At 73.3% G+C, this 20,146-nt stretch carries 22 protein-coding genes; 13 read left to right on the top strand and 9 right to left on the bottom strand.

Annotated elements, in window-relative coordinates; all coding sequences use genetic code 11:
- The first annotated feature begins 122 nt into the window (after window positions 1-122).
- Together GXB85_RS02845 and GXB85_RS02840 are read left to right on the top strand one after the other, a co-directional pair.
- On the top strand, window positions 123-1,718 hold the full coding sequence (locus GXB85_RS02845; RefSeq protein ID WP_161916119.1) for an ABC-F family ATP-binding cassette domain-containing protein: 1,596 nt from the start codon (window positions 123-125) through the stop codon (window positions 1,716-1,718).
- A 39-nt stretch (window positions 1,719-1,757) separates the two neighbouring features.
- Window positions 1,758-2,003, top strand: coding sequence for a helix-turn-helix domain-containing protein (locus GXB85_RS02840; protein ID WP_161916118.1), 246 nt, complete (start codon window positions 1,758-1,760; stop codon window positions 2,001-2,003).
- A gap of 43 nt (window positions 2,004-2,046) precedes the next feature.
- Here the strand turns inward: GXB85_RS02840 and GXB85_RS02835 are convergent, their stop codons facing one another.
- The 3 genes from GXB85_RS02835 to GXB85_RS02825 are packed head-to-tail and all read right to left on the bottom strand — an operon-like array spanning window position 2,047 to window position 3,507.
- On the bottom strand, window positions 2,047-2,940 hold the full coding sequence (locus GXB85_RS02835) for an SURF1 family protein (RefSeq protein WP_161916117.1): 894 nt from the start codon (window positions 2,938-2,940) through the stop codon (window positions 2,047-2,049).
- Window position 2,941: 1 nt separating this feature from the next.
- A complete protein-coding gene (locus tag GXB85_RS02830) occupies window positions 2,942-3,169 on the bottom strand; it encodes a hypothetical protein (RefSeq protein WP_161916116.1) in 228 nt (75 codons plus the stop codon).
- On the bottom strand, window positions 3,166-3,507 hold the full coding sequence (locus GXB85_RS02825) for a DUF3099 domain-containing protein (RefSeq protein ID WP_161916115.1): 342 nt from the start codon (window positions 3,505-3,507) through the stop codon (window positions 3,166-3,168). The genes GXB85_RS02830 and GXB85_RS02825 overlap by 4 nt, the downstream gene beginning before the upstream one ends.
- Before the next feature lie 160 nt (window positions 3,508-3,667).
- Here GXB85_RS02825 and fabG point away from each other — a divergent pair, with 160 nt between their 5' ends.
- The 3 genes from fabG (at window position 3,668) to GXB85_RS02810 (ending at window position 5,769) form a co-directional block, all read left to right on the top strand.
- Window positions 3,668-4,411 carry a 3-oxoacyl-ACP reductase FabG gene (gene fabG / locus GXB85_RS02820; protein ID WP_161916114.1) on the top strand — a complete coding sequence of 248 codons (744 nt, stop codon included), beginning with the start codon at window positions 3,668-3,670 and terminating at the stop codon, window positions 4,409-4,411.
- A gap of 69 nt (window positions 4,412-4,480) precedes the next feature.
- Window positions 4,481-5,248, top strand: coding sequence for an enoyl-ACP reductase FabI (gene fabI, locus GXB85_RS02815; protein ID WP_161916113.1), 768 nt, complete (start codon window positions 4,481-4,483; stop codon window positions 5,246-5,248).
- On the top strand, window positions 5,248-5,769 hold the full coding sequence (locus tag GXB85_RS02810; protein ID WP_161916112.1) for a histidine phosphatase family protein: 522 nt from the start codon (window positions 5,248-5,250) through the stop codon (window positions 5,767-5,769). The genes fabI and GXB85_RS02810 overlap by 1 nt, the downstream gene beginning before the upstream one ends.
- A gap of 26 nt (window positions 5,770-5,795) precedes the next feature.
- Here the strand turns inward: GXB85_RS02810 and serB are convergent, their stop codons facing one another.
- Both serB and glgC read right to left on the bottom strand, forming a co-directional pair.
- Entirely contained in the window at window positions 5,796-6,467 is a 672-nt protein-coding gene (gene serB / locus GXB85_RS02805; protein WP_370523963.1) for a phosphoserine phosphatase SerB, read from the bottom strand.
- A gap of 42 nt (window positions 6,468-6,509) precedes the next feature.
- Window positions 6,510-7,751: a glucose-1-phosphate adenylyltransferase gene (gene glgC, locus GXB85_RS02800; RefSeq protein WP_161916111.1), complete on the bottom strand. Its 1,242-nt coding sequence runs from the start codon at window positions 7,749-7,751 to the stop codon at window positions 6,510-6,512.
- 70 nt (window positions 7,752-7,821) lie between these two features.
- Here glgC and glgA point away from each other — a divergent pair, with 70 nt between their 5' ends.
- Complete coding sequence (gene glgA / locus GXB85_RS02795; protein WP_161916110.1) at window positions 7,822-9,024, top strand: glycogen synthase; 1,203 nt, start codon at window positions 7,822-7,824, stop codon at window positions 9,022-9,024.
- Here glgA and GXB85_RS02790 read toward each other — a convergent pair.
- Window positions 9,003-9,809, bottom strand: a complete 807-nt coding sequence (locus GXB85_RS02790) for a hypothetical protein (RefSeq protein WP_161916109.1) — start codon at window positions 9,807-9,809, stop codon at window positions 9,003-9,005. The two genes, glgA and GXB85_RS02790, sit on opposite strands and share 22 nt — an antisense overlap.
- 66 nt (window positions 9,810-9,875) lie before the next feature.
- Here GXB85_RS02790 and GXB85_RS02785 point away from each other — a divergent pair, with 66 nt between their 5' ends.
- From GXB85_RS02785 to GXB85_RS02760, 6 genes are all read left to right on the top strand, one after another.
- Window positions 9,876-10,661, top strand: coding sequence for an ABC transporter ATP-binding protein (locus GXB85_RS02785; protein WP_161916108.1), 786 nt, complete (start codon window positions 9,876-9,878; stop codon window positions 10,659-10,661).
- Window positions 10,662-10,746: 85 nt separating this feature from the next.
- Window positions 10,747-11,259, top strand: coding sequence for an NfeD family protein (locus GXB85_RS02780; RefSeq protein WP_202627476.1), 513 nt, complete (start codon window positions 10,747-10,749; stop codon window positions 11,257-11,259).
- A complete protein-coding gene (locus tag GXB85_RS02775) occupies window positions 11,256-12,380 on the top strand; it encodes an SPFH domain-containing protein (protein ID WP_161916107.1) in 1,125 nt (374 codons plus the stop codon). Before GXB85_RS02780 ends, GXB85_RS02775 begins: the two co-directional genes overlap by 4 nt.
- A 66-nt stretch (window positions 12,381-12,446) precedes the next feature.
- Window positions 12,447-14,174 (top strand): ABC transporter ATP-binding protein, encoded by a 1,728-nt coding sequence (locus GXB85_RS02770; protein ID WP_161916106.1) that lies wholly within the window; start codon window positions 12,447-12,449, stop codon window positions 14,172-14,174.
- Window positions 14,171-16,159 carry an ABC transporter ATP-binding protein gene (locus tag GXB85_RS02765; protein WP_161916105.1) on the top strand — a complete coding sequence of 663 codons (1,989 nt, stop codon included), beginning with the start codon at window positions 14,171-14,173 and terminating at the stop codon, window positions 16,157-16,159. The genes GXB85_RS02770 and GXB85_RS02765 overlap by 4 nt, the downstream gene beginning before the upstream one ends.
- 26 nt (window positions 16,160-16,185) lie before the next feature.
- The gene (locus GXB85_RS02760) at window positions 16,186-17,031 is read left to right on the top strand and encodes an RNA methyltransferase (protein WP_161916104.1); all 846 of its coding nucleotides are present in this window, start codon (window positions 16,186-16,188) and stop codon (window positions 17,029-17,031) included.
- Between the two features lie 51 nt (window positions 17,032-17,082).
- Here GXB85_RS02760 and GXB85_RS02755 read toward each other — a convergent pair whose 3' ends face one another.
- The 3 genes from GXB85_RS02755 to GXB85_RS02745 all read right to left on the bottom strand — a co-directional run bounded on the left by GXB85_RS02755 (window position 17,083) and on the right by GXB85_RS02745 (window position 18,852).
- Entirely contained in the window at window positions 17,083-17,490 is a 408-nt protein-coding gene (locus GXB85_RS02755; protein ID WP_161916103.1) for a hypothetical protein, read from the bottom strand.
- 85 nt (window positions 17,491-17,575) lie between these two features.
- Complete coding sequence (locus GXB85_RS02750; RefSeq protein ID WP_161916102.1) at window positions 17,576-18,298, bottom strand: tyrosine-protein phosphatase; 723 nt, start codon at window positions 18,296-18,298, stop codon at window positions 17,576-17,578.
- Window positions 18,295-18,852 carry a YbaK/EbsC family protein gene (locus GXB85_RS02745; RefSeq protein WP_161916101.1) on the bottom strand — a complete coding sequence of 186 codons (558 nt, stop codon included), beginning with the start codon at window positions 18,850-18,852 and terminating at the stop codon, window positions 18,295-18,297. The genes GXB85_RS02750 and GXB85_RS02745 overlap by 4 nt, the downstream gene beginning before the upstream one ends.
- 144 nt (window positions 18,853-18,996) lie before the next feature.
- Between GXB85_RS02745 and GXB85_RS02740 the strand changes: the two genes are divergently transcribed.
- The gene (locus GXB85_RS02740) at window positions 18,997-20,145 is read left to right on the top strand and encodes a bifunctional 2-polyprenyl-6-hydroxyphenol methylase/3-demethylubiquinol 3-O-methyltransferase UbiG (protein ID WP_161916100.1); all 1,149 of its coding nucleotides are present in this window, start codon (window positions 18,997-18,999) and stop codon (window positions 20,143-20,145) included.
- The last annotated feature ends 1 nt before the right edge of the window (window position 20,146 follow it).

Below are 20,146 nucleotides of genomic sequence, written 5' to 3'. Positions count from 1 at the left end.
CGTGGGCCGGGGTACGGGCGGGTGCCCGGGAATCAGGTCGGGCGTCACGCTAGCCGGTCGTAGGATGAACGGCGTTTGTGCCCGTCCACAAGGCCCCCGGGCACCCGTCGGAGGAAACCTCAGTGATCACCGCCCACGACCTCGAGCTGCGCGTCGGCGTCCGCGTGCTGCTCGAGCCCACGTCGTTCCGCATCGCTGCGGGCGACCGCATCGGGCTCGTGGGCCGCAACGGGGCGGGCAAGACGACGCTCACCCGTGTGCTCGCGGGCGAGGGCGTGCCGACGGCCGGCCGCGTCACGGGGACCGACGTGGGCTACCTCCCCCAGGACCCTCGCACGGGGGACCTCGAGGTGACGGCGGTCAACCGGATCCTCTCGGTGCGCGGCCTCGACACGATCGTCGCGAGCATGCGCGCGGCCGAGGGCGCCATGGCGAGCGCCGACGACGAGACGCGCGACGACGCGATGGACCGGTACGCGCGCCTCGAGACCCGGTTCACCGCGGCCGGCGGCTACGCCGCCGAGAGCGAGGCCGAGCGGATCGCGGCGAACCTCGGCCTCGACGCGCGCGTGCTCGCCCAGCCGCTCGGCACGCTCTCCGGCGGGCAGCGCCGACGCGTCGAGCTCGCGCGCATCCTGTTCTCGGGCGCCGACACGCTGCTGCTCGACGAGCCCACGAACCACCTCGACGCCGACTCGATCATCTGGCTGCGCGAGTACCTCAAGGACTACGCAGGCGGGTTCCTGGTGATCTCCCACGACACCGAGCTCATGCGTGCGACGGTGAACAAGGTCTTCCACCTCGACGCCAACAGGGCCGAGATCGACCAGTACAACCTGGGCTGGGACGCCTACCTGCTCCAGCGCGAGACCGACGAGCGCAGGCGCCGGCGTGAGCGCGCGAACGCCGAGAAGAAGGCCTCGGCCCTCCTCGCGCAGGCCGACAAGATGCGTGCCAAGGCCACCAAGGCCGTGGCCGCGCAGAACATGGCCCGTCGCGCCGAGAAGATGCTCGCGGGCCTCGAGGCCGAGCGCGCCACGGACAAGGTGGCGCGGCTGCGGTTCCCCGAGCCCGCGCCGTGCGGCCGCACCCCTCTCACGGCGAGCGGGTTGTCGAAGTCCTACGGCTCGGCCGAGGTGTTCACCGACGTCGACCTCGCGGTGGACCGCGGGAGCCGCGTCGTCGTGCTCGGGCTCAACGGCGCGGGCAAGACGACGCTGCTGCGGATCCTCGCCGGGGTCGAGCCGGCGGACACGGGCGAGGTGGTGCCGGGGCACGGCCTCAAGATCGGCTACTACGCCCAGGAGCACGAGACCCTCGACACGAGCATGACCGTCGTCGAGAACCTGCGGCACGCCGCCCCCGACCTCACGGACACCCAGGTCCGCTCCGTGCTCGGCTCGTTCCTGTTCTCGGGTGACGACGCGGACAAGCCCGCACGTGTGCTCTCCGGTGGGGAGAAGACGCGGCTCGCGCTCGCGGCTCTCGTCGTCTCCTCCGCGAACGTCCTGCTGCTCGACGAGCCGACCAACAACCTCGATCCCGCGAGTCGCGCCGAGGTGCTCTCGGCGCTCCACGGGTACACGGGTGCCGTCGTGATGGTCACCCACGACGAGGGTGCCGTGGACGCCTTGCAGCCCGAGAGGGTGGTGCTCCTGCCCGATGGGGACGAAGATCTGTGGAACGACAGCTACGCGGACCTGATCTCGCTCGCCTGAGCGGGCGGTGCGCGGCGCTCCTCGGTGAGGAGGACGGTCATGGGCGAGAAGTACCGCAAGGGTGCGCGCATCACGGGTGAGGGACGCCAGGACCTCGCGGCGGACCTCGTCGAGCGCTACCGCAAGGGCGAGACGATCCGCGAGATGGCCGAGGACATCGGCCGCTCGTACGGGTTCGTGCACGGGGTGCTGGTCGAGGCCGGCGTCCAGATGCGCGGACGCGGCGGGCCGACGCGCGGTGCGGCGGGGGAGGCGAGGCGGGCGGCCCTGCGGGGCGGTACCTGACCGCAGCGCGCTCGCGGACAGGGCGGCGGGTTCGCGCGCGCCGTCACCGCCCGCGCGCGGACTCCTGCGCGTCGAGGATGGCGTCCTCCTCGTCCTCCGCCGTGGGCCGACGACGACGCCGCCGCGGCGTGCGTCCCGCGGTCGGCGCGACGTGCGGGCCGCGCGCGGCCACGTCGGCGCGTTCCGCTGCCGGCAGTCCCGCGAGCTCGGCGTCCGCCTCGTCGCGTCGCAGCAGCAGCACGGCGCCGACGAACGCGCCGACGGCGAACACCCACCACTGGAACGCGTAGGACAGGTGCGAGCCGTAGTCGGTCGTCGGGCCGGGGAGAGTACGCAGCCCGGCCGGTGCACCGCCGTCCTCCTGGACGACGGCCGTGTAGAGGTCGAGCGTCTCCTCGACCGGCCAGCCGCCCGCGCGTGCGACCTGGGCCGGTGCGAGCGCCTGCACCTGGCCGGGGGGTGCGTCCCGGTCCGCGAGCCGTTCGGACGCGCGCAGGCGCACGACGAGGTCGACCTGTGCGGCGGGTAGCTCCGGCAGGTCGTCGACCCCGGCAGCGTCGTCGCTCGGCACCCAGCCGCGGTCGACGACGAGCACGCGGCCCGCGAGCGGGCCCTCGGTCAGCGTGAGTCCCGCGAGCACGTGGTACGCGGGGACGGAGTTGACAGGGCGGTTGCGCAGCAGCACCGTCGACCCGGGCAGGTAGGTGCCGCGTACGCGCACGTGCCGCCAGACGTCGTCCGCGTCGAGAGCGCCGTCCGGCGTCAGGACGTCGGCGAGCGGCACCACCGGGGCTGCCTCGTTCTCCTCGACGAGCGCGATCGCGGCGCTGCGTTCCTGGTGCCGGCTCCACTGCCACAGCCCCGCACCCACGCAGCCGAGCGCGACGAGCGCGGCGACCGCGAGGGTCGACACCCAGCGGCGAGCGCGTGGCCCCACCTCAGCCGTCCGCGGGCCCGAGGGCGCTCACGGGGACGGTCTCGCGGTGGAACCCCCGCGCTCCGAGGAACTGCTCGAGGTGCTCACGGTGGGCGTCGCACGCGAGCCAGACCTTGCGACGCGCGGCGGTGTGCAGCTTCGGGTTGTTCCAGCGCAGCCCCCACGCGGCGGCTGTTCGGCACCCGCGGGCGCTGCACACGACGTCGTCGTGCGGGGTCTCGGCCGTCATCGCGGCGGCCCCTGCGGGGCGGCGGGCAGCGACGGGGCCTCGAGGTAGGTGTCGGGCACCTGCCCGCGCTCACGGCCCGCGTTCGCGAGCACGACCGCGACGTAGGGCAGCACCACCGCACCTGCGAGGAGCAGCCACCGCGTCCAGTGGTCCACGAGCACGGCTCCGACGAAGCAGGCCATGCGGATCGACATCTGCGCGAGGTACCGGTGCGCGCGGCGTGCGAGATCCGCCTCGAGGGGCTCGGGGGCCGACGTGATGCTCGCGACCTCGGGCTCGCCGCCGCGGCGACCGGCGCGCCTGCGCCACCCGCCCGCGTCACCACGTGCTGCCGTCACCGCACGAGTTTATCCCGGCTCGCGGCGGGTCTCCGCCCCGGGGCCGGGCCTGCCGCGACGGGACTCGCGGACGGGCGTCGTGCCGCGGGCTCGCCGTCGGCTACCGTCGGGCGCGCACACGCAGCCCGCCCACCGGGCGGCCACGACCCGAGGAGCCTGAGTGAGCGACGCCACGACACCCGCCCCTGCACCCGCACCGACCGGCCGCAGCGTGCTGGTGACGGGCGCGAACCGGGGGATCGGCAGGGCCATCGCCGAGCGGTTCGTCGCGGCGGGTGACCGCGTCTCGACGATCTACCGCAGCGGCGACCTGCCCGACGGCGTGCTCGGCGTGCACGGCGACATGCAGGACACCGCCTCGATCGACGCGGCGTTCGCCGAGGTCGAAGCGGCTCACGGCCCGGTCGAGGTGCTCGTCGCCAACGCGGGGATCACGCGTGATCAGCTCCTCATGCGGATGACCGACGAGGAGTTCGAGCAGGTGCTCGACGTCAACCTCACCGGGACGTTCCGGTGCGTGCGCCGTGCCTCGAAGGGGATGATCCGGCTGCGCCGCGGGCGCATCGTGCTGATCTCCTCCGTGGTGGGCCTCTACGGCGGGACCGGGCAGGTCAACTACGCGGCGTCGAAGGCGGGCCTCGTGGGCATGGCGCGCTCGATCACGCGCGAGCTGGGTGCGCGGGGCATCACGGCGAACGTCGTGGCTCCAGGGTTCATCGACACGGCCATGACCGCGGCATTGCCCGCCGAGCGCCAGGAGGCCTACCGTGCAGCGATCCCGGCGGGTCGGTTCGCCGAGCCCGACGAGGTCGCGGGAGTCGTCGAGTTCCTCGCCTCGCCCGCGGCCGGCTACGTCACCGGGGCCGTGATCCCGGTCGACGGCGGGCTCGGCATGGGCCACTGACCGACACCGACCGACACCACCTGACACCCGCCCGCGCGGGCGACGCGAGCCACGACGAAGGGAACGACCATGGGCCTGCTGGACGGCAAGAAGCTCCTCGTGACGGGGGTGCTCATGGACAGCTCGATCGCCTTCCACGTCGCGCGCCTCGCCCAGGAGGAAGGCGCCGAGGTGGTGCTGAGCTCGTTCGGCCGTCAGCTGCGCCTCACCCAGACGATCGCGCGACGGCTCCCGAGGCCCGCTCCTGTGGTCGAGCTCGACGTCACGTCGCCCGAGGACCTCGAGGCGCTCGCGGGCCGGGTCCGTGAGCACGTGGACCACCTCGACGGGGTCGTGCACTCGATCGGCTTCGCGCCGCAGTCCGTCATGGGCGGGAACTTCCTGGCAGGGGAGTGGGAGGACGTCGCGACGGCCGTTCAGGTCTCGGCCTTCTCGCTCAAGTCGCTCGCCGTCGCCGCGCAGCCCCTGCTCGGTGCGGGGTCGAGCGTCGTCGGGCTCACCTTCGACGCACGGTACGCGTGGCCCGTCTACGACTGGATGGGGGTCGCCAAGGCCGCGTTCGAGTCGACCGCGCGCTACCTCGCGCGTGACCTCGGCCCGTCGGGCGTGCGCGTCAACCTCGTCTCCGCAGGCCCGATCCGCACCACGGCCGCGAAGTCGATCCCGGGGTTCGAGGCGATGGAGGGCGGGTGGCCCGAGCGCGCCCCGCTCGGCTGGGACGTGCGCGACCCCGAGCCGACCGCTCGTGCCGTCGCTGCGCTGCTGTCCGACTGGTTCCCGGCGACGACCGGTGAGATCGTCCACGTCGACGGCGGCTTCCACGCGATGGGGCTGTGATGCCCGACGAGCGCGGCCACCGACTGGTGCTGCTGCGCCACGCCAAGGCCGAGCCCGCCGGCCGGATCACCGACGAGCTGCGTCCGCTCGCGCTCACGGGCCGCAGGCAGTGCCCGGACGTCGCCGCGGGCCTGCGGACGGCGGGGCTCGTGCCCGAGCAGGTGCTGGTGTCCTCCGCGGTGCGCACCCGGCAGACCTGGGAGCTCGTGCGGGGCTCGCTCGGTGACGAGCCCGAGCCCGAGACCGAGGTGGACGACCGCCTCTACGGCGCGCGACCGGCTGACGTCCTGGACCTCGTGCGTGCGCTCGACGACCGGGTGCGTCACGTGCTCGTCGTGGGCCACGAGCCGACCATGTCCGGCACCGCGGCGCTGCTCGCGGCCGAGGGCGACCCCGCGCACCTCAGCCAGGTGCGGACGGGTCTGCCCACCGGGAGCTTCGCGGTGCTCGAGCTGCCCGCCTGGTCACGCCTCGACGCCGGGGTGGGACGTCTGCTCGACGTGGTGCGTCCCGTGCACTGACCCTCGCGGACCGGTCTCGGGGGCGGTCAGTCCTGTGCCGGCTCCAGGCCGAGGGCGGCGAGCACGCCGTCGAGGCGACCGCTCACCACCAGGTCGGCCTGGGCGCACACCACCGGCTTGGCGTTGAAGGCGATACCCGTGCCCGCGGCCGCGAGCATCTCCAGGTCGTTCGCGCCGTCACCCACGGCGACGGCGCGATCGAGCGGGACGCCCACCTGCGCCGCGAGCTCGCGCAGCGCGGCGGCCTTGGCCGAGCGGTCCACGACCGGACCGCTCACCCGGCCCGTGAGCTGCCCGTCAGCCACCTCGAGCGCGTTGGCGCGCACGAACCCGATCCCCAGGCGTGCCGCGAGCGGGCCCACGACCTCGACGAAGCCACCCGAGACGAGCCCGAGGGTCCAGCCGCGCGCATGCAGCTCGTCGCACAGGCGCTCGGCCCCCGGACTCAGCTCGACCTCGGCCAGCACGTCGTCCACCACCGTTGCGGGCAGGCCGGAGAGCGTCGCGACGCGCGCGTGCAGCGAGGCCGCGAAGTCGAGCTCCCCGCGCATCGCGCGCTCGGTGATCTCTGCGACCTCGGGCTCGGAGCCCGCCCTCGACGCGAGCATCTCGATCACCTCACCGGTGATGAGGGTCGAGTCCACGTCCATCACGAGGACGCTGGGCCCGTGGTCGAGCGGTGCGGGGGGCGTCGTCACGGTGGCAGGTTAGCCGGACGGGACGCACCCGCGGGTGGGCGTTCAGGCGCTGATCACCGTGCCCTTGGGCACCACCGTGATCCCCGACTCGGTGACCGTGAAGCCGCGCGCACGGTCCTGCTCCGGGTCGAGCCCCACACGGGCGCGTTCCTCGACCACCACGTTCTTGTCGAGGATCGCGCGGTGCACCTGCGCGTGGCGTCCCACCACCGTGCCGTCCATGACGACCGAGTCGCTCACCGAGGACCAGGAGTGCAGGTACACGCCCGGCGACACGACCGAGCCCGTGACCGTGGCCCCCGAGACGATCACGCCGGGAGAGACGAGGGAGTCCGCCGCGTGACCCAGCCGCCCGGGGCCGGCGTGGACGAACTTGGCCGGGGGCAGCTGGGCGTAGCCGCTGAAGACGGGCCACTTCGTGTTGTAGAGGTTGAAGACCGGGTTGACCGAGATGAGGTCGATGTTGGCGTCGTAGTACGAGTCGAGCGTCCCCACGTCACGCCAGTAGTCGCGGTCCCGGTCCGTCGACCCCGCGACGTCGTTGCGGATGAAGTCGTACACGGCCGCCGTGCCGCGCTCGACGAAGTACGGCGCGATGTCGCCGCCCATGTCGTGTCGCGACGTCGGGTTCTGCGCGTCCTGCGTGACGGCCTCGACGAGGGCGTCCACGTTCGCGACGTAGTTGCCCATCGACGCGAGGATCTCGCCGGGCGAGTCCGCCAGGCCCGTCACCTCGGTCGGCTTCTCGAGGAACGCCGCGATGCGCGTCTGGTCCTGCGGGTCGGTGTCGATCACGCCGAACTGGTCGGCGAGCTCGATCGGCTGGCGGATCGCCGCGACCGTGAACTCGGCGCCCGACGCGACGTGCGCGTCGACCATCTGCTCGAAGTCCATCCGGTAGACGTGATCGGCGCCCACGACCACGACGATGTCCGGCCGCTCGTCCTGGATGATGTTGAGGCACTGGAAGATCGCGTCGGCGCTGCCCAGGTACCAGTGCTTGCCCACGCGCTGCTGCGCCGGGACGGGCGCCACGTAGTTGCCGAGCAGCGGGGACATGCGCCAGGTCTTGGCCACGTGACGGTCGAGGCTGTGGGACTTGTACTGCGTCAGCACGACGATCTGCAGGTACTGCGAGTTGACCAGGTTCGACAGTGCGAAGTCGACCAGGCGGTACATGCCGCCGAAGGGCACCGCGGGCTTGGCCCGGTCCTTCGTGAGGGGCATGAGCCGCTTGCCCTCGCCACCGGCGAGGACGATTGCCAGGACGCGAGGTTGGGCCATGGCTCGACCCTAGGGCCGGGCCGGCCCGCGAGCCAGACGTCAGCGGGCATTCGGCGCTAGCGTGTCGCCTGTGCGCGTCGATCTGCTGACCAGGGAGTACCCACCCCACGTCTACGGCGGTGCCGGCGTGCACGTCGCGGAGCTCGCGCGGGTGCTGCGCAGCCGGGTCGACGTACGCGTGCGCTGCTTCGACGGGGCACGCGCCGAGGACGGCGTGGACGGCTACGACGTGCCCGCGGGCCTCACGGGCGCCAACCCCGCGCTCGCGACCTTCGGTGTCGACCTGCTGATGGCGGCCGACGTCGCCGGGGCCGACGTCGTGCACTCCCACACCTGGTACGCGAACCTCGCGGGCCACGTCGCCGGGCTGCTGCACGGCGTGCCGCACGTGGTGAGCGCGCACAGCCTCGAGCCGCTGCGCCCGTGGAAGGCCGAGCAGCTCGGGGGCGGCTACGCCCTGTCCGGCTGGGCGGAGCGGACGGCCTACGAGGGCGCCGCGGCCGTCATCGCCGTGAGCGCCGGCATGCGTGCCGACATCCTGCGCTCCTACCCGTCGGTCGACCCGGAGCGGGTGCACGTGGTGCACAACGGGATCGACCTCGACGGCTGGCGCCGGCCGCAGGGCGAGGGCGTCGCACGCGCCGAGGCCGTCGTGCGCGGGCTCGGCATCGACCCCGAGCGTCCGACCGTCGTGTTCGTCGGTCGGATCACGCGGCAGAAGGGCCTGCCCTACCTGCTGCGCGCGGTCGAGCGGCTCGCGCCCGAGGTCCAGGTGGTGCTGTGCGCGGGCGCACCGGACACGCCCGAGATCGCGGCCGAGGTGAGCGGCCTCGTCGCGGACCTGCGCGCGCAGCGCGACGGCGTCGTCTGGATCGAGCAGATGCTCCCGCGTGAGGAGCTCGTGGCCGTGCTGGCCGCGGGATCGGTGTTCGCGTGCCCCTCCGTCTACGAGCCCCTGGGCATCGTCAACCTCGAGGCGATGGCGTGCGGGCTGCCCGTGGTGGGCACCGCGACCGGTGGGATCCCCGAGGTGGTCGACGACGGCGTGACCGGCCTGCTGGTCCCGATCGAGCAGGTGCAGGACGGCACCGGCACCCCCGTGGACCCCGAGCGCTTCGTGAGCGACCTCGCGGCGGCGCTCGAGCGGGTCGCGCTCGACCGACCGCGCGCCGAGCAGATGGGCCGTGCGGCGCGCGCCCGCGTCGAGGAGCACTTCTCGTGGGACGCGATCGCCGACCGCACGCTCGAGGTCTACCGCTCGGTGCTCGCGTGACCTGACGGCGCCAGGCCGCCGTGCGCGGTCGCCGCGGTGACCGCACGCCGCGCCGCGTGGTCGACGTGACGCAGGGCGGCCGAGCGCTGGTCGGCCTGCCACAGGTTGATCGCCCCGCCGTCGTCGGCGGTCGCGAGCTCGACGATGGCCCGGAGCCTGAGCGCGGTCGTCAGCACGCCGACGGCGCGTGGGGCGGTGCCGGGCGGCAGGGCCCAGCCGGGGTCCGCCGTCGAGCGCAGGCTCGCGATGGTCTCGGCGGCGTCGGGTCGCCAGCGTGCGACGTCGAGCCCCGCGAGGGCCTCGGTCGCCTCGCGCAGCACGTGCCGCAGCGACTGCTCGGCCTCGGGAAGGGTGCCGACCACCCCCGGCAGCGTGGGTCGCCAGTCCGGGACCTCGTGCACGTGCCACGTGACCAGGTGCCCCTGCTCGTGCACGCTGCCGAACGGCACGACGTCGGGCACGGCCGCCCAGGCCCTGCCCTCGCGGTGCACGAGGACGCACTCGCCGGCCTCGAGGGCGGCAGGACCCACGGGGGCGGGCGTACCGCTCGGGTCGCCGGGGACCGGGAGGACGGCGGCTGCCGAGCGCTCGCCCGTGCCGCACACCGCGACGAGGTCCGCGAGCGGTGCGCCGTCGGGGAGATCGGGGTGACCGACGACGGTGTGCGGCTCGTCGTCGTCCTCGACGGCGCGGACCGCGCGGCGCACGGGTTCGGCGCCCGCTCCGACCGACTGCAGCCACAGGGCGAGCACGACGGCGCGTGGGGGGAGGATCACGCTGTCCATCCCCGTGACCCTACGCGGCGGCCGCCCGCCGGGCGCAGCCCCGCGCCGCGGGTAGGGTCAGGGGCCATGAGCGCGGTGCTGGACCTGCAGGACGTGAGCGTCCGTCGCGGGACGACGACGATCCTCGACCACGTGAGCTGGACCGTCAGCGAGGGGGAGCGCTGGGTGCTGCTCGGCCCCAACGGCGCGGGCAAGACGACCCTGCTCCAGATCGCCGCGGGGCGCATGCACCCCACGACCGGGGCGGCGCACGTGCTCGGCGAACGCCTCGGCGCGGTCGACGTGTTCGAGCTCCGACCGCGCATCGGGGTCGCGTCGGCCGCGCTCGCGGACCGGATCCCGGCCTCGGAGACCGTGCTCGACGTCGTGCTCACGGCTGCCTACGGGATGACCGGGCGCTGGCGCGAGCAGTACGAGGCGCTCGACCACGAGCGTGCGCGCGTGCTGCTCGACGTGTTCGGCGTGGGTCGCTTCGCCGACCGCCGGTTCGGCACGCTGAGCGAGGGGGAGCGCAAGCGCACCCAGATCGCCCGGGCCCTCATGACCGACCCCGAGCTGCTGCTCCTCGACGAGCCCGCGGCGGGCCTCGACCTCGGCGGGCGCGAGGAGCTGCTCGGTGCGCTGAGCGAGATCGCCCAGGACCACCGGTCCCCGGTGCTCGTGCTCGTGACCCACCACGTCGAGGAGATCCCCGAGGGCTTCACGCACGGGCTGCTGCTGCGCGACGGCCATGTGCACGTCGAGGGGCCGCTCGGTTCGGTGCTCACCCCGGGGCACCTCTCCGAGACGTTCGGGACCGAGCTCGAGGTGGACCGTCACGGCGCGCGCTGGAGCGCACGCGCGCGCACCTGAGGTGCTGCTCCCGTCCGCCCTCGGTGGCACGTGCACGCCACTAGGATCGGCACAGCACGACGACGACGCGTGACGAGGGGGTCGCATGGACCAGATCGAGATCCACTGGCTGTGGTGGCTGGTGGCCGCGATCGTCCTCGGCGTGATCGAAGTGCTGACGCTCGACCTGGTGCTCCTCATGTTCGCCGTCGGAGCGACCGCGGCGATCGTCGCGAACGTCGCGGGCGCGAGCGTGACGGTCCAGGTGCTCGCCTTCGCCGCGACGTCGCTCGTGATGCTCGTGGGTCTGCGGCCCTACCTGCTGCGCAACCTGCGCCGACGCACGCCGCTCGTCGAGACCAACGCCGCCGGGCTCGTGGGTCGTGCGGCCCTCACGCTGTCCGAGGTCACGGCGCGTGGCGGTCTCGTCAAGCTCGCGGGCGAGGAATGGAGCGCGCGGACCACGCCCGGCGCCGCAGCGATCCCCGCGGACGTCGAGGCCCGCGTGCTCCGCATCGACGGCGCAACCGCCGTCGTCGGCCCGCTCGAGCCGGACGAACCGCCCGCCTCGACGCCCCACGTACCGACCCCGCCCGACGACCCGGAGGACAGGTCATGATCGAGAACCCGACCGTGAGCGCGAACCAGCTGATCATCTACCTCGTGCTGGGCCTCGTCGCCCTGTTCGTGATCATCACCCTGATCCGTGCCGTGCGGATCGTCCCCCAGGCCCAGTCGTTCATCGTCGAGCGGCTCGGGCGCTACTCCCGCACGCTCGACGCGGGCCTGCACCTGCTCATCCCGTTCATCGACCGCGTGCGCGCGGGCGTCGACCTGCGCGAGCAGGTGGTCTCGTTCCCGCCGCAGCCCGTGATCACGTCGGACAACCTGACGGTGAACATCGACACCGTCATCTACTTCCAGGTGACCGACCCGAAGTCGGCCGTCTACGAGATCGCGAACTACGTCACGGGCATCGAGCAGCTCACCGTCACGACCCTGCGCAACGTCGTCGGCTCGATGGACCTCGAGCAGACGCTCACCAGCCGCGACTCGATCAACGGCCAGCTGCGCGGCGTGCTCGACGAGGCCACCGGCCGCTGGGGCGTACGCGTCAACCGGGTCGAGCTCAAGTCGATCGACCCGCCGCAGAGCGTGCAGGGCGCGATGGAGCAGCAGATGCGCGCCGAGCGTGACCGCCGCGCGGCCATCCTCACGGCCGAGGGCGTCAAGCAGTCGCAGATCCTCACGGCCGAGGGTGAGAAGCAGGCCGCGATCCTGCGGGCCGAGGGCAACGCGCAGTCGGCGATCCTCCAGGCCGAGGGTGAGGCACGCGCGATCCTCCAGGTGTTCGACGCGATCCACCGCGGCGACGCCGACCCGAAGCTGCTCGCGTACCAGTACCTGCAGATGCTTCCCGAGGTCGCCAAGACGCAGTCGAACAAGGTCTGGTTCATCCCGACCGAGTTCACCGCGGCGCTCAAGTCGATCGCGACCGGCTTCGGCGGCGCGGCGGACGACGAGGGGGACGGCCAGCCCGCCGCGAGCCGCCCGCGCGGCACCTCGCCGGTGCGCGAGTCGGACCTGGGGCCGAGCGCCCTGACCGACCCGAAGCAGGCGCTCGAGGAGGCCCGGCGTGAGTCGCAGGCCGCGACCAAGGACGCGACGACGGCCGGCACGATCAGCCGACGTCCGCGGGGCGGGGGCGACGAGCCGCCCGCGCCGACGACGGGCGGCTGATCCGGCGCTCCGCCTGCGGCGAAACCCGTTGACCGGGACCGCCCGCGGGGCGAGGCTCGGAGCACCATGCTGCTGCGGCTCCTGCGCGTCCACCTGCGCCCCTACCTCGGTCCGCTCTCCGTCGTGCTGGTGCTCCAGCTCGTCCAGGCGGTCGCGAACCTCTTCCTGCCGAGCCTCAACGCCGACCTGATCGACGACGGGGTCGCGCGCGGGGACACGGGGGTGATCCTGAGGCTGGGGACCGTGATGCTCGGGGTGACCCTGGTCCAGGTGGTCTGCGCCGTGGGGGCCGTGTGGGCGGGTGCACGGGTCGCGATGTCGGTGGGGCGTGACGTGCGCGGCGCGGTCTTCGACCACGTGCAGACGTTCTCCGCGCGCGAGCTCGGGCACTTCGGTGCGCCGTCGCTCATCACCCGCACCACCAACGACGTCCAGCAGGTCCAGATGGTCGTCTTCATGATCCTGACGATCGTGGTCGCGGCGCCCGTGATGATGGTGGGCGGCGTGGTGATGGCGCTGCGCGAGGACGTCCGGCTCTCCGGCCTGCTGCTCGTGGTGGTGCCGGTGCTCATGGCGCTCCTGGGGTTCGCGATCGCCCGCATGCGCCCGCTGTTCGGTCAGATGCAGACACGCATCGACCGCATCAACCGGGTGCTGCGCGAGCAGATCACGGGCATCCGGGTGGTCCGCGCCTTCGTGCGCGACGCGCACGAGCGCGAGCGGTTCGGTGACGCGAACGCCGAGCTCATGCGCGTCGCGGTCGCCGTCGGCAGGCTGATGGCGCTCGTGTTCCCGTCGGTCTTCCTGATCATGAACCTGTCGAGCGCGGCGGTGCTCTGGTTCGGGGCTGGTCGGGTCGAGGACGGCTCGATGCAGGTGGGCTCGCTCGTCGCGTTCCTGAGCTACCTCATGCAGATCCTGATGAGCGTGATGATGGCCGTGATGATGTTCATGATGGTGCCGCGGGCCGAGGTCTCGGCCGAGCGCATCAGCGCGGTGCTCGGGACCTCGAGCACGGTGGTGCCACCCGCGCGGCCCGTGACGGCCCCGGTCACCGGTCGCGTCGAGCTGCGCGGTGCGGGCTTCGCCTACCCGGGCGCCGACGAGCCCGTGCTGCGCGCGGTGGACCTGGTGGCCGAGCCGGGCCGCACCACCGCGATCATCGGCTCGACCGGCGCGGGCAAGACGACGCTCCTGCAGACGATCCCGCGCCTCTACGACGTGACGGCGGGTCAGGTGCTGCTCGACGGGGTCGACGTGCGCGACCTCGCGCTCGAGGACGTGTGGCGACGCATCGGCCTCGTCCCGCAGCGTCCCTTCCTGTTCAGCGGCACCGTCGCGGACAACCTGCGGTACGGCGACGCCGACGCGTCCGACGACGACCTGTGGGACGCGCTCGAGGTGGCGCAGGCGGCCGAGTTCGTGCGTGCGATGGGCGGGCTCGAGGCAGCAGTCACCCAGGGCGGGAGCAACGTGTCGGGTGGGCAGCGGCAGCGCCTCGCGATCGCGCGCGCCCTCGTCCGCCGGCCGGCGGTGTACCTGTTCGACGACGCCTTCTCGGCGCTCGACCTCGCCACCGATGCTGCGCTGCGCACGGCACTCGCGCCACGGACGCGCGAGGCGACCGTCATCGTCGTCGCGCAGCGCGTGAGCACGATCCGGCACGCGGACCAGATCCTCGTGCTCGACGACGGCGCCGTGGTGGGCCGTGGCACGCACGACGAGCTGCTCGCGACGAGCGAGACCTACCGCGAGATCGTCGAGTCCCAGATCACCGCCGAGGAGATGGCATGAGCACGACGGCGACGCCACGCGCCGGCGGAGCGCGACCCGGCGGCCCTGCGCCCGGGCAGCGGCCCATGGGCCACGGGCCCATGGCCGCCGCCATGCCGACGGCGCGTGCGATGGACTTCCGCGGGTCGCTGCGCAGGCTGCTCGGCGAGCTGCGGCCCGAGCGCGGGCCCGTGGTCGTCGTGCTCGTCCTCACGGTCGCGAGCACCGCGGCCATGGTCATGGGTCCGCGCGTGCTCGGTTGGGCGACCGACGTGATCTTCCGCGGGGTCGTGGGACTCAACCTCCCTGCGGGCACGGACCAGGACACGGCCGTGGCGGGGCTGCGCGCGCGGGGCGAGGACGAGCTGGCCGACATGCTCGCCGCGATGGACGGGCTCGTCCCGGGGCAGGGGATCGACACCGCCGCGCTGGGCCGCGTGCTGCTGGGCGCGGTCACGCTCTACCTCGCCGCGTGGGCGCTCGGCTGGGTGCAGGGCGTGGTGACGACCGGTCTGGTGCAGCGGACGGTGCTCCGGCTGCGTGAGCGGGTCGAGGCCAAGCTCGGCCGGTTGCCGCTGCGCTACGTGGACGCGCACCAGCGCGGCGAGCTGCTCTCGCGGGTCACCAACGACATCGACAACCTCGCGCAGACCATGCAGCAGACGCTGAGCCAGCTCATCAGCGCGTTGCTGACCGTGGTGGGCGTGATCGTCGTGATGTTCTGGATCTCACCGCTGCTCGCGGTGATCGCGCTGCTCACCGTTCCCGCGGCAGCGCTCGTCACCGCGCTGGTCGCCAAGCGCGCGCAGCCGCAGTTCATCGCCCAGTGGCAGCGCACGGGCACGCTCAACGCCCACGTCGAGGAGATGTACACCGGCCACGCGCTGGTCAAGGTGTTCGGGCGTCAGGAGGTCTCCGCGCGACGGTTCCACGACGAGAACGAGGCACTGTACGACGCGACGTTCCGCGCGCACGTGATCAGCGGCCTGATCCAGCCCGCGATGATGTTCCTGGGCAACCTCGGCTTCGTCGCGATCGCCGTCGTCGGCGGCCTGCGCGTGGCTGCGGGTGCGATCAGCCTGGGCGACGTGCAGGCGTTCATCCAGTACTCGCGCCAGCTGACCCAACCCATCACGCAGGTGGCGTCGATGATGAACCTGCTGCAGTCGGGTGTCGCCTCGGCCGAGCGGGTCTTCGAGCTGCTCGACGCCGAGGAGGAGAGCCCCGAGCCCGCCGAGCCGGCGGTGCTGGGGCCGGTGCGCGGGCGCGTCGAGCTCGAGGACGTGTCGTTCCGCTACGAGCCCGACACCCCGCTCATCGAAGGGCTCGACCTGGTGGTCGAGGCGGGGCAGACCGTCGCGATCGTGGGGCCCACCGGTGCCGGCAAGACGACGCTGGTCAACCTGCTCATGCGCTTCTACGACATCGACAGCGGGCGCATCCTGCTCGACGGCGTGGACGTCGCGACGACCGACCGCGAGCAGCTGCGCTCGAAGATCGGCATGGTGCTGCAGGACCCGTGGCTGTTCCACGGGACCATCGAGGAGAACATCGCCTACGGTCGCCTGGGCGCGACCCACGAGCAGGTGGTCGAGGCCGCGCGGGTCACGCACGTCGACCGGTTCGTGCGCACCCTCCCGGACGGTTACGCGACCGTGATCGACGAAGAGGGTGGGAACGTCAGCGCGGGGGAGAAGCAGCTCCTGACGATCGCGCGCGCGTTCCTCGCCGACCCGGCGATCCTCGTGCTCGACGAGGCGACGTCGAGCGTCGACACGCGTACCGAGGTGCTCGTGCAGCAGGCCATGGCCGAGCTGCGGCGCGGGCGCACGTCGTTCGTCATCGCGCACCGGCTGTCGACGATCCGCGACGCCGACGTGATCGTGGTGATGGAGGACGGCGCGATCGTCGAGATCGGGAGCCACGCGAGCCTCCTCGAGGCCGGCGGGGCGTACGCGCGTCTGCACGCGAGCCAGTTCGCCGCACCTGCCGCACCGGTCGACTGACGGCGGGACCCCGCGCGGCTGGGAGGATGGCCCGCGTGCCGATCCACCACGTGACCGACCCGGACGACGAGCGCCTCGGCGACTACACGCGGCTCACCGACGTCGCGCTGCGGGCCAAGCACGAGCCCGCCAAGGGCCTCTACATCGCGGAGAGCTCGACGGTGATCCGCCGGGCCGTCGCCGCGGGCCACCGGCCCCGCTCGTTCCTCATGGCCGAGCGCTGGCTGCCGGACCTGACCGACCTGCTCGAGGAGGTGGGCGCGGGGCCCGACGGCGACGTGCCGGTGTTCGTGGGCGAGGCCGGCGTGCTCGAGGCGATCACCGGGTTCCACCTGCACCGCGGGGCCCTCGCGGCGATGCACCGCCCGCCGCTGGCCCCGGTGGGCGACCTGCTGGCGCAAGCGCGCGAGGGTGAGGGCGCGCGCCGCGTGGCGGTGCTCGAGGACGTCGTCGACCACACGAACGTGGGTGCGGTCTTCCGCAGCGCGGCGGCCCTCGGCGTCGACGCCGTGCTCGTCTCGCCGAGGTGTGCCGACCCGCTCTACCGGCGCAGCGTGCGCGTCTCGATGGGCACGGTGTTCCAGGTGCCGTGGACCCGGTTCGAGGCGTGGCCGGACGGGCTGGACGTGCTGCGCGCGCAGGGCTTCACGGTGGCCGCGCTCGCGCTCGCCGACGACGCGCGCACGCTCGACGAGCTCGAGGCGGACCCGCCCGAGCGACTCGCTCTGGTGCTGGGCACCGAGGGTGACGGCCTCTCACGCGCGGCGGTCGAGGCCGCCGACGTCGTGGTGCGCATCCCGATGGCGGGCGGGGTGGACTCCCTCAACGTCGCGGCGGCGTCGGCCGTCGCGTTCTGGGCCACGCGGCGGTGAGCGGACCGGGCCGGGCCCGTCGGGAGGGGCGACGGCGGGCGCCGAGGACGCTCAGGCCGTGGTGAGACCGAGCGTGTCGGTGAGGACCTGCTCCGCGTCGACGCCGTAGACCAGGACCGGTCCGAGCCGCTCGAAGCGGTCGAGCAGCTGGATCTGCACGAAGTCGTACTCGAGCTCCGGGTCGGGCGCTGTGAGCACCCGCAGGCGCGCATAGCCGTTGACCTCGCGGCCCAGGATCGTGCTCAGGTCGGCGTCGGCCTTCTCGCCCGACTCGAAGAAGACCGTTACGTGGTACGTGCCGTCCACCACGACCTTGAGGTCTGTGGCCTTGGTGAACGGGTTCGTCGTCGTGCTGATCTCGACCCCGTTGCTGCCGGACAGCTCGTCCCGGACCTGCGAGAAGGCCCAGTCCGCGTCGTGCTCGGGAGCGGCAGGGACGTAGGCGTGCAGGCTGGGCATGCGGACTCCTCGGGTGTCGTGGTGAGTGCGCGCCGAACCTAGCGACGGCCGCCGGCGTCACCGTGGCGCTGTCCGCGATCCGGGCTCAGGGCACGAGGAGGCGCGCCCGAACAGCGGCGAGGTCGTCGTCGTCGACCCCCGCGTCGCGCAGGCTGCCCGCGACGTCGTCGGCGAGGAAGGCCAGCAGCACCTCGCGCTTCTCGGCGACCACGGCGTCGAGCTCGTCGTCGTCCAGGGCCGGGTCGTGCGCGACCGGGTGCTCGCGCAGCCGGGCGTTGCACGCGCGGACGGCGAGCTCGTAGTCGTCCGCGACCACCTCGTGCGGGACGCCCGCGAGGCTCAGCAGCATCGCGCTGACCTGCCCGGTGCGGTCGCGTCCCTGCGCGCAGTGCACGAGCACCCCGCCCTCGGGCGCACGCGCGATCGTGCGGATCACGGCGGCGACCAGGTGCGGCCAGCGCCTGAGCACCTCGGCGTAGTAGTGCGGGGTGGACAGCAGCGCCGCATAGCGACGCATGAAGTCCTGGTCGGCCTGGTCCTCGATCGGCAGCCGGTGCACGACGACGCCGTCGGGAGCGGTGTACCGCGGCCCCTCGCCGGGGTTGCGCAGATCGACCACGGTGCGGACCTGGGCGGAGACCCGTGCCCACGCGTCGGCGGACAGCGCGCTCGGAACGGCCGAGCGGAAGAGCCGGCCGGGGAGCGTCGTCGTCGTGCGCCCCTCGTGGACCGCGGGCAGCCCACCCAGGAACCGGCTGCCCGGGAGCTCGGGCCACGCCGGGACCTGCGCGGTCACCGCGCTGCTCACCGGGCCAGCCCCTCGACCACCTCGACACCTGGCATGCGCGCCAGCAGCTCACCCGGGAGCGCGAGCTTGGACCTGCGCAGGCCGCTGCCGATGATCACCTCGCCCGCGAGTGGCACGCGTGAGTCCACGAGCACGCGCCAGCCCTCGGGCAGCCCCACGGGGGTGATGCCGCCGTACTCCATCGCCGACTCCTCGACCGCGCGGTCCATCGGGAGGAACGACGCCTTGCGTACGTCGAGCAGCCTCTTGATCGTGCTGTTCACGTCGGCCCGCGTGGTCGCGAGCACGACGGCGGCCGCGGTGCGCTCCACCCCGTCGCGACGGCCCGCCACGAGCACGCAGTTGCCCGAGGCCTCGAGGCCCAGGCCGTAGGCCTCGGTCAGCGCCGCGGTGTCCGCGAGGTCCGGATCGATCTCGGTGCCGCGCACGGACTCGAGGACCGCGGGATCGTCGTCGGCCCAGGTGCGCAGCGCCCGTGCCGTGCTCGGGGCGAGCAGCTGCGGGTGGTCGAGGGCGGGGGACCAGGTGAGGGTTCCGTGAGCCATGGCGGCCATCCTGACGGCCGACGGCGGCCGAGGCGAGCCCCGCCGTGCGATCAGGGTGCGTCCGCGTGCGAGCGAGGTGCGAGCGGCGTGCGAGCGGCCGCGCCGACGCTCGTCCTGCACGGGCCCACGGGGGGCCCGCAGGAGGAGGAACGCATGACCACGCAAACCATCAACGCGCCGGCCACGGACCCGGAGGTGACCACGACGTCCACCGACATGTTCGCCACCCCGGGACCGGGCAGCGACGCCTTGGCCGAGCGGCTGCTCGCCGCGACCCTGGGCGCGATGGAGCTCACCGCCGTCTACCTGGGCGACCGGCTCGGCTGGTACCGCGCGCTCGCCGAGGCCGGGCCGCTCAGCTCGGCCGAGCTCGCGGGGATGACGGGCACCGCCGAGCGGTATGCGCGCGAGTGGCTCGAGCACCAGGCGGCGAGCGGGTACCTGGAGGTGCTCGACACCGCCGCGCACCACAGCAGCCGGCGCTTCCGGCTGCGTGCCGGCGCGGCCGACGTGCTGCTCGACGTCGACAGTCTCTCCTACACGGCACCGCTCGCGCGGCTCGTCGCGGCGAGCGGCCGGGTGATCGACAGCCTGGTCGAGGCGTACCGCACGGGTGGGGGCGTCGGCTGGTCCGAGCTCGGTGCCGACGCGCGCGAGGCGCAGTCGGCGATGAACCGGCCCCTCTTCCTGCACCGACTCACGCAGGAGATCCTGCCGGGCGTTCCCGAGCTGCACGCGCGGCTGGCCGCCGGGGCGCACGTCGCCGACATCGGCTGCGGTGAGGGTTGGTCGGCGATCGGCCTCGCGCTCGGCTACCCGCAGGTCACTGTCGACGGCTTCGACATCGACGGTCCCTCGGTCGACGCGGCGCGCCGGCACGCGACGGCGTCGGGCGTGGCCGACAGGGTGCGGTTCGCGACCGTGGACGCCGCCTCCCGCGGCGAGGACGGCGCCCGATACGACGTCGTCATGGCGTACGAGTGCGTGCACGACATGGGTGACCCCGTCGCCGTGCTGCGCGCGATGCGCGGGATGGTCGCGCCCGACGGGTACGTGCTGGTGGTCGACGAGCGCGCGCAGGAGGACTTCACGGCGCCGGCCGACCCGGTCGAGCGCCTGTTCTACGGCTACTCGCTCATCTGCTGCCTGCCCGACGGCCTGTCGCACGAGAACGGCGTGGGGACGGGCACCGTGATGCGGCCCGACGTGCTCGCGGGGTACGCCACCCGCGCAGGGTTCGCGCGGGTCGAGGTGCTTCCCGTCGAGCACGAGGCGTTCAGGTTCTACCGCCTGCACCTCTGAG

The organism is Cellulomonas sp. APG4, assembly GCF_009996735.1.
GTDB lineage: Bacteria > Actinomycetota > Actinomycetes > Actinomycetales > Cellulomonadaceae > Actinotalea.
Note: the sequence above shows the minus strand (reverse complement) of the source record. Positions and strands in the feature narration are given on the sequence as shown.

Excerpts from the sequence above, each read along its gene's own strand:
- GXB85_RS02840 (WP_161916118.1), top strand. The coding sequence starts at position 1,758 with ATGGGCGAGAAGTACCGCAAGGGTGCGCGCATCACGGGTGAGGGACGC.
- GXB85_RS02830 (WP_161916116.1), bottom strand. The coding sequence starts at position 3,169 with ATGACGGCCGAGACCCCGCACGACGACGTCGTGTGCAGCGCCCGCGGG.
- fabI (WP_161916113.1), top strand. The coding sequence starts at position 4,481 with ATGGGCCTGCTGGACGGCAAGAAGCTCCTCGTGACGGGGGTGCTCATG.
- GXB85_RS02810 (WP_161916112.1), top strand. The coding sequence starts at position 5,248 with ATGCCCGACGAGCGCGGCCACCGACTGGTGCTGCTGCGCCACGCCAAG.
- glgC (WP_161916111.1), bottom strand. The coding sequence starts at position 7,751 with ATGGCCCAACCTCGCGTCCTGGCAATCGTCCTCGCCGGTGGCGAGGGC.
- GXB85_RS02790 (WP_161916109.1), bottom strand. The coding sequence starts at position 9,809 with ATGGACAGCGTGATCCTCCCCCCACGCGCCGTCGTGCTCGCCCTGTGG.
- GXB85_RS02785 (WP_161916108.1), top strand. The coding sequence starts at position 9,876 with ATGAGCGCGGTGCTGGACCTGCAGGACGTGAGCGTCCGTCGCGGGACG.
- GXB85_RS02780 (WP_202627476.1), top strand. The coding sequence starts at position 10,747 with ATGGACCAGATCGAGATCCACTGGCTGTGGTGGCTGGTGGCCGCGATC.
- GXB85_RS02775 (WP_161916107.1), top strand. The coding sequence starts at position 11,256 with ATGATCGAGAACCCGACCGTGAGCGCGAACCAGCTGATCATCTACCTC.
- GXB85_RS02770 (WP_161916106.1), top strand. The coding sequence starts at position 12,447 with ATGCTGCTGCGGCTCCTGCGCGTCCACCTGCGCCCCTACCTCGGTCCG.
- GXB85_RS02765 (WP_161916105.1), top strand. The coding sequence starts at position 14,171 with ATGAGCACGACGGCGACGCCACGCGCCGGCGGAGCGCGACCCGGCGGC.
- GXB85_RS02760 (WP_161916104.1), top strand. The coding sequence starts at position 16,186 with ATGGCCCGCGTGCCGATCCACCACGTGACCGACCCGGACGACGAGCGC.
- GXB85_RS02755 (WP_161916103.1), bottom strand. The coding sequence starts at position 17,490 with ATGCCCAGCCTGCACGCCTACGTCCCTGCCGCTCCCGAGCACGACGCG.
- GXB85_RS02745 (WP_161916101.1), bottom strand. The coding sequence starts at position 18,852 with ATGGCCGCCATGGCTCACGGAACCCTCACCTGGTCCCCCGCCCTCGAC.
- GXB85_RS02740 (WP_161916100.1), top strand. The coding sequence starts at position 18,997 with ATGACCACGCAAACCATCAACGCGCCGGCCACGGACCCGGAGGTGACC.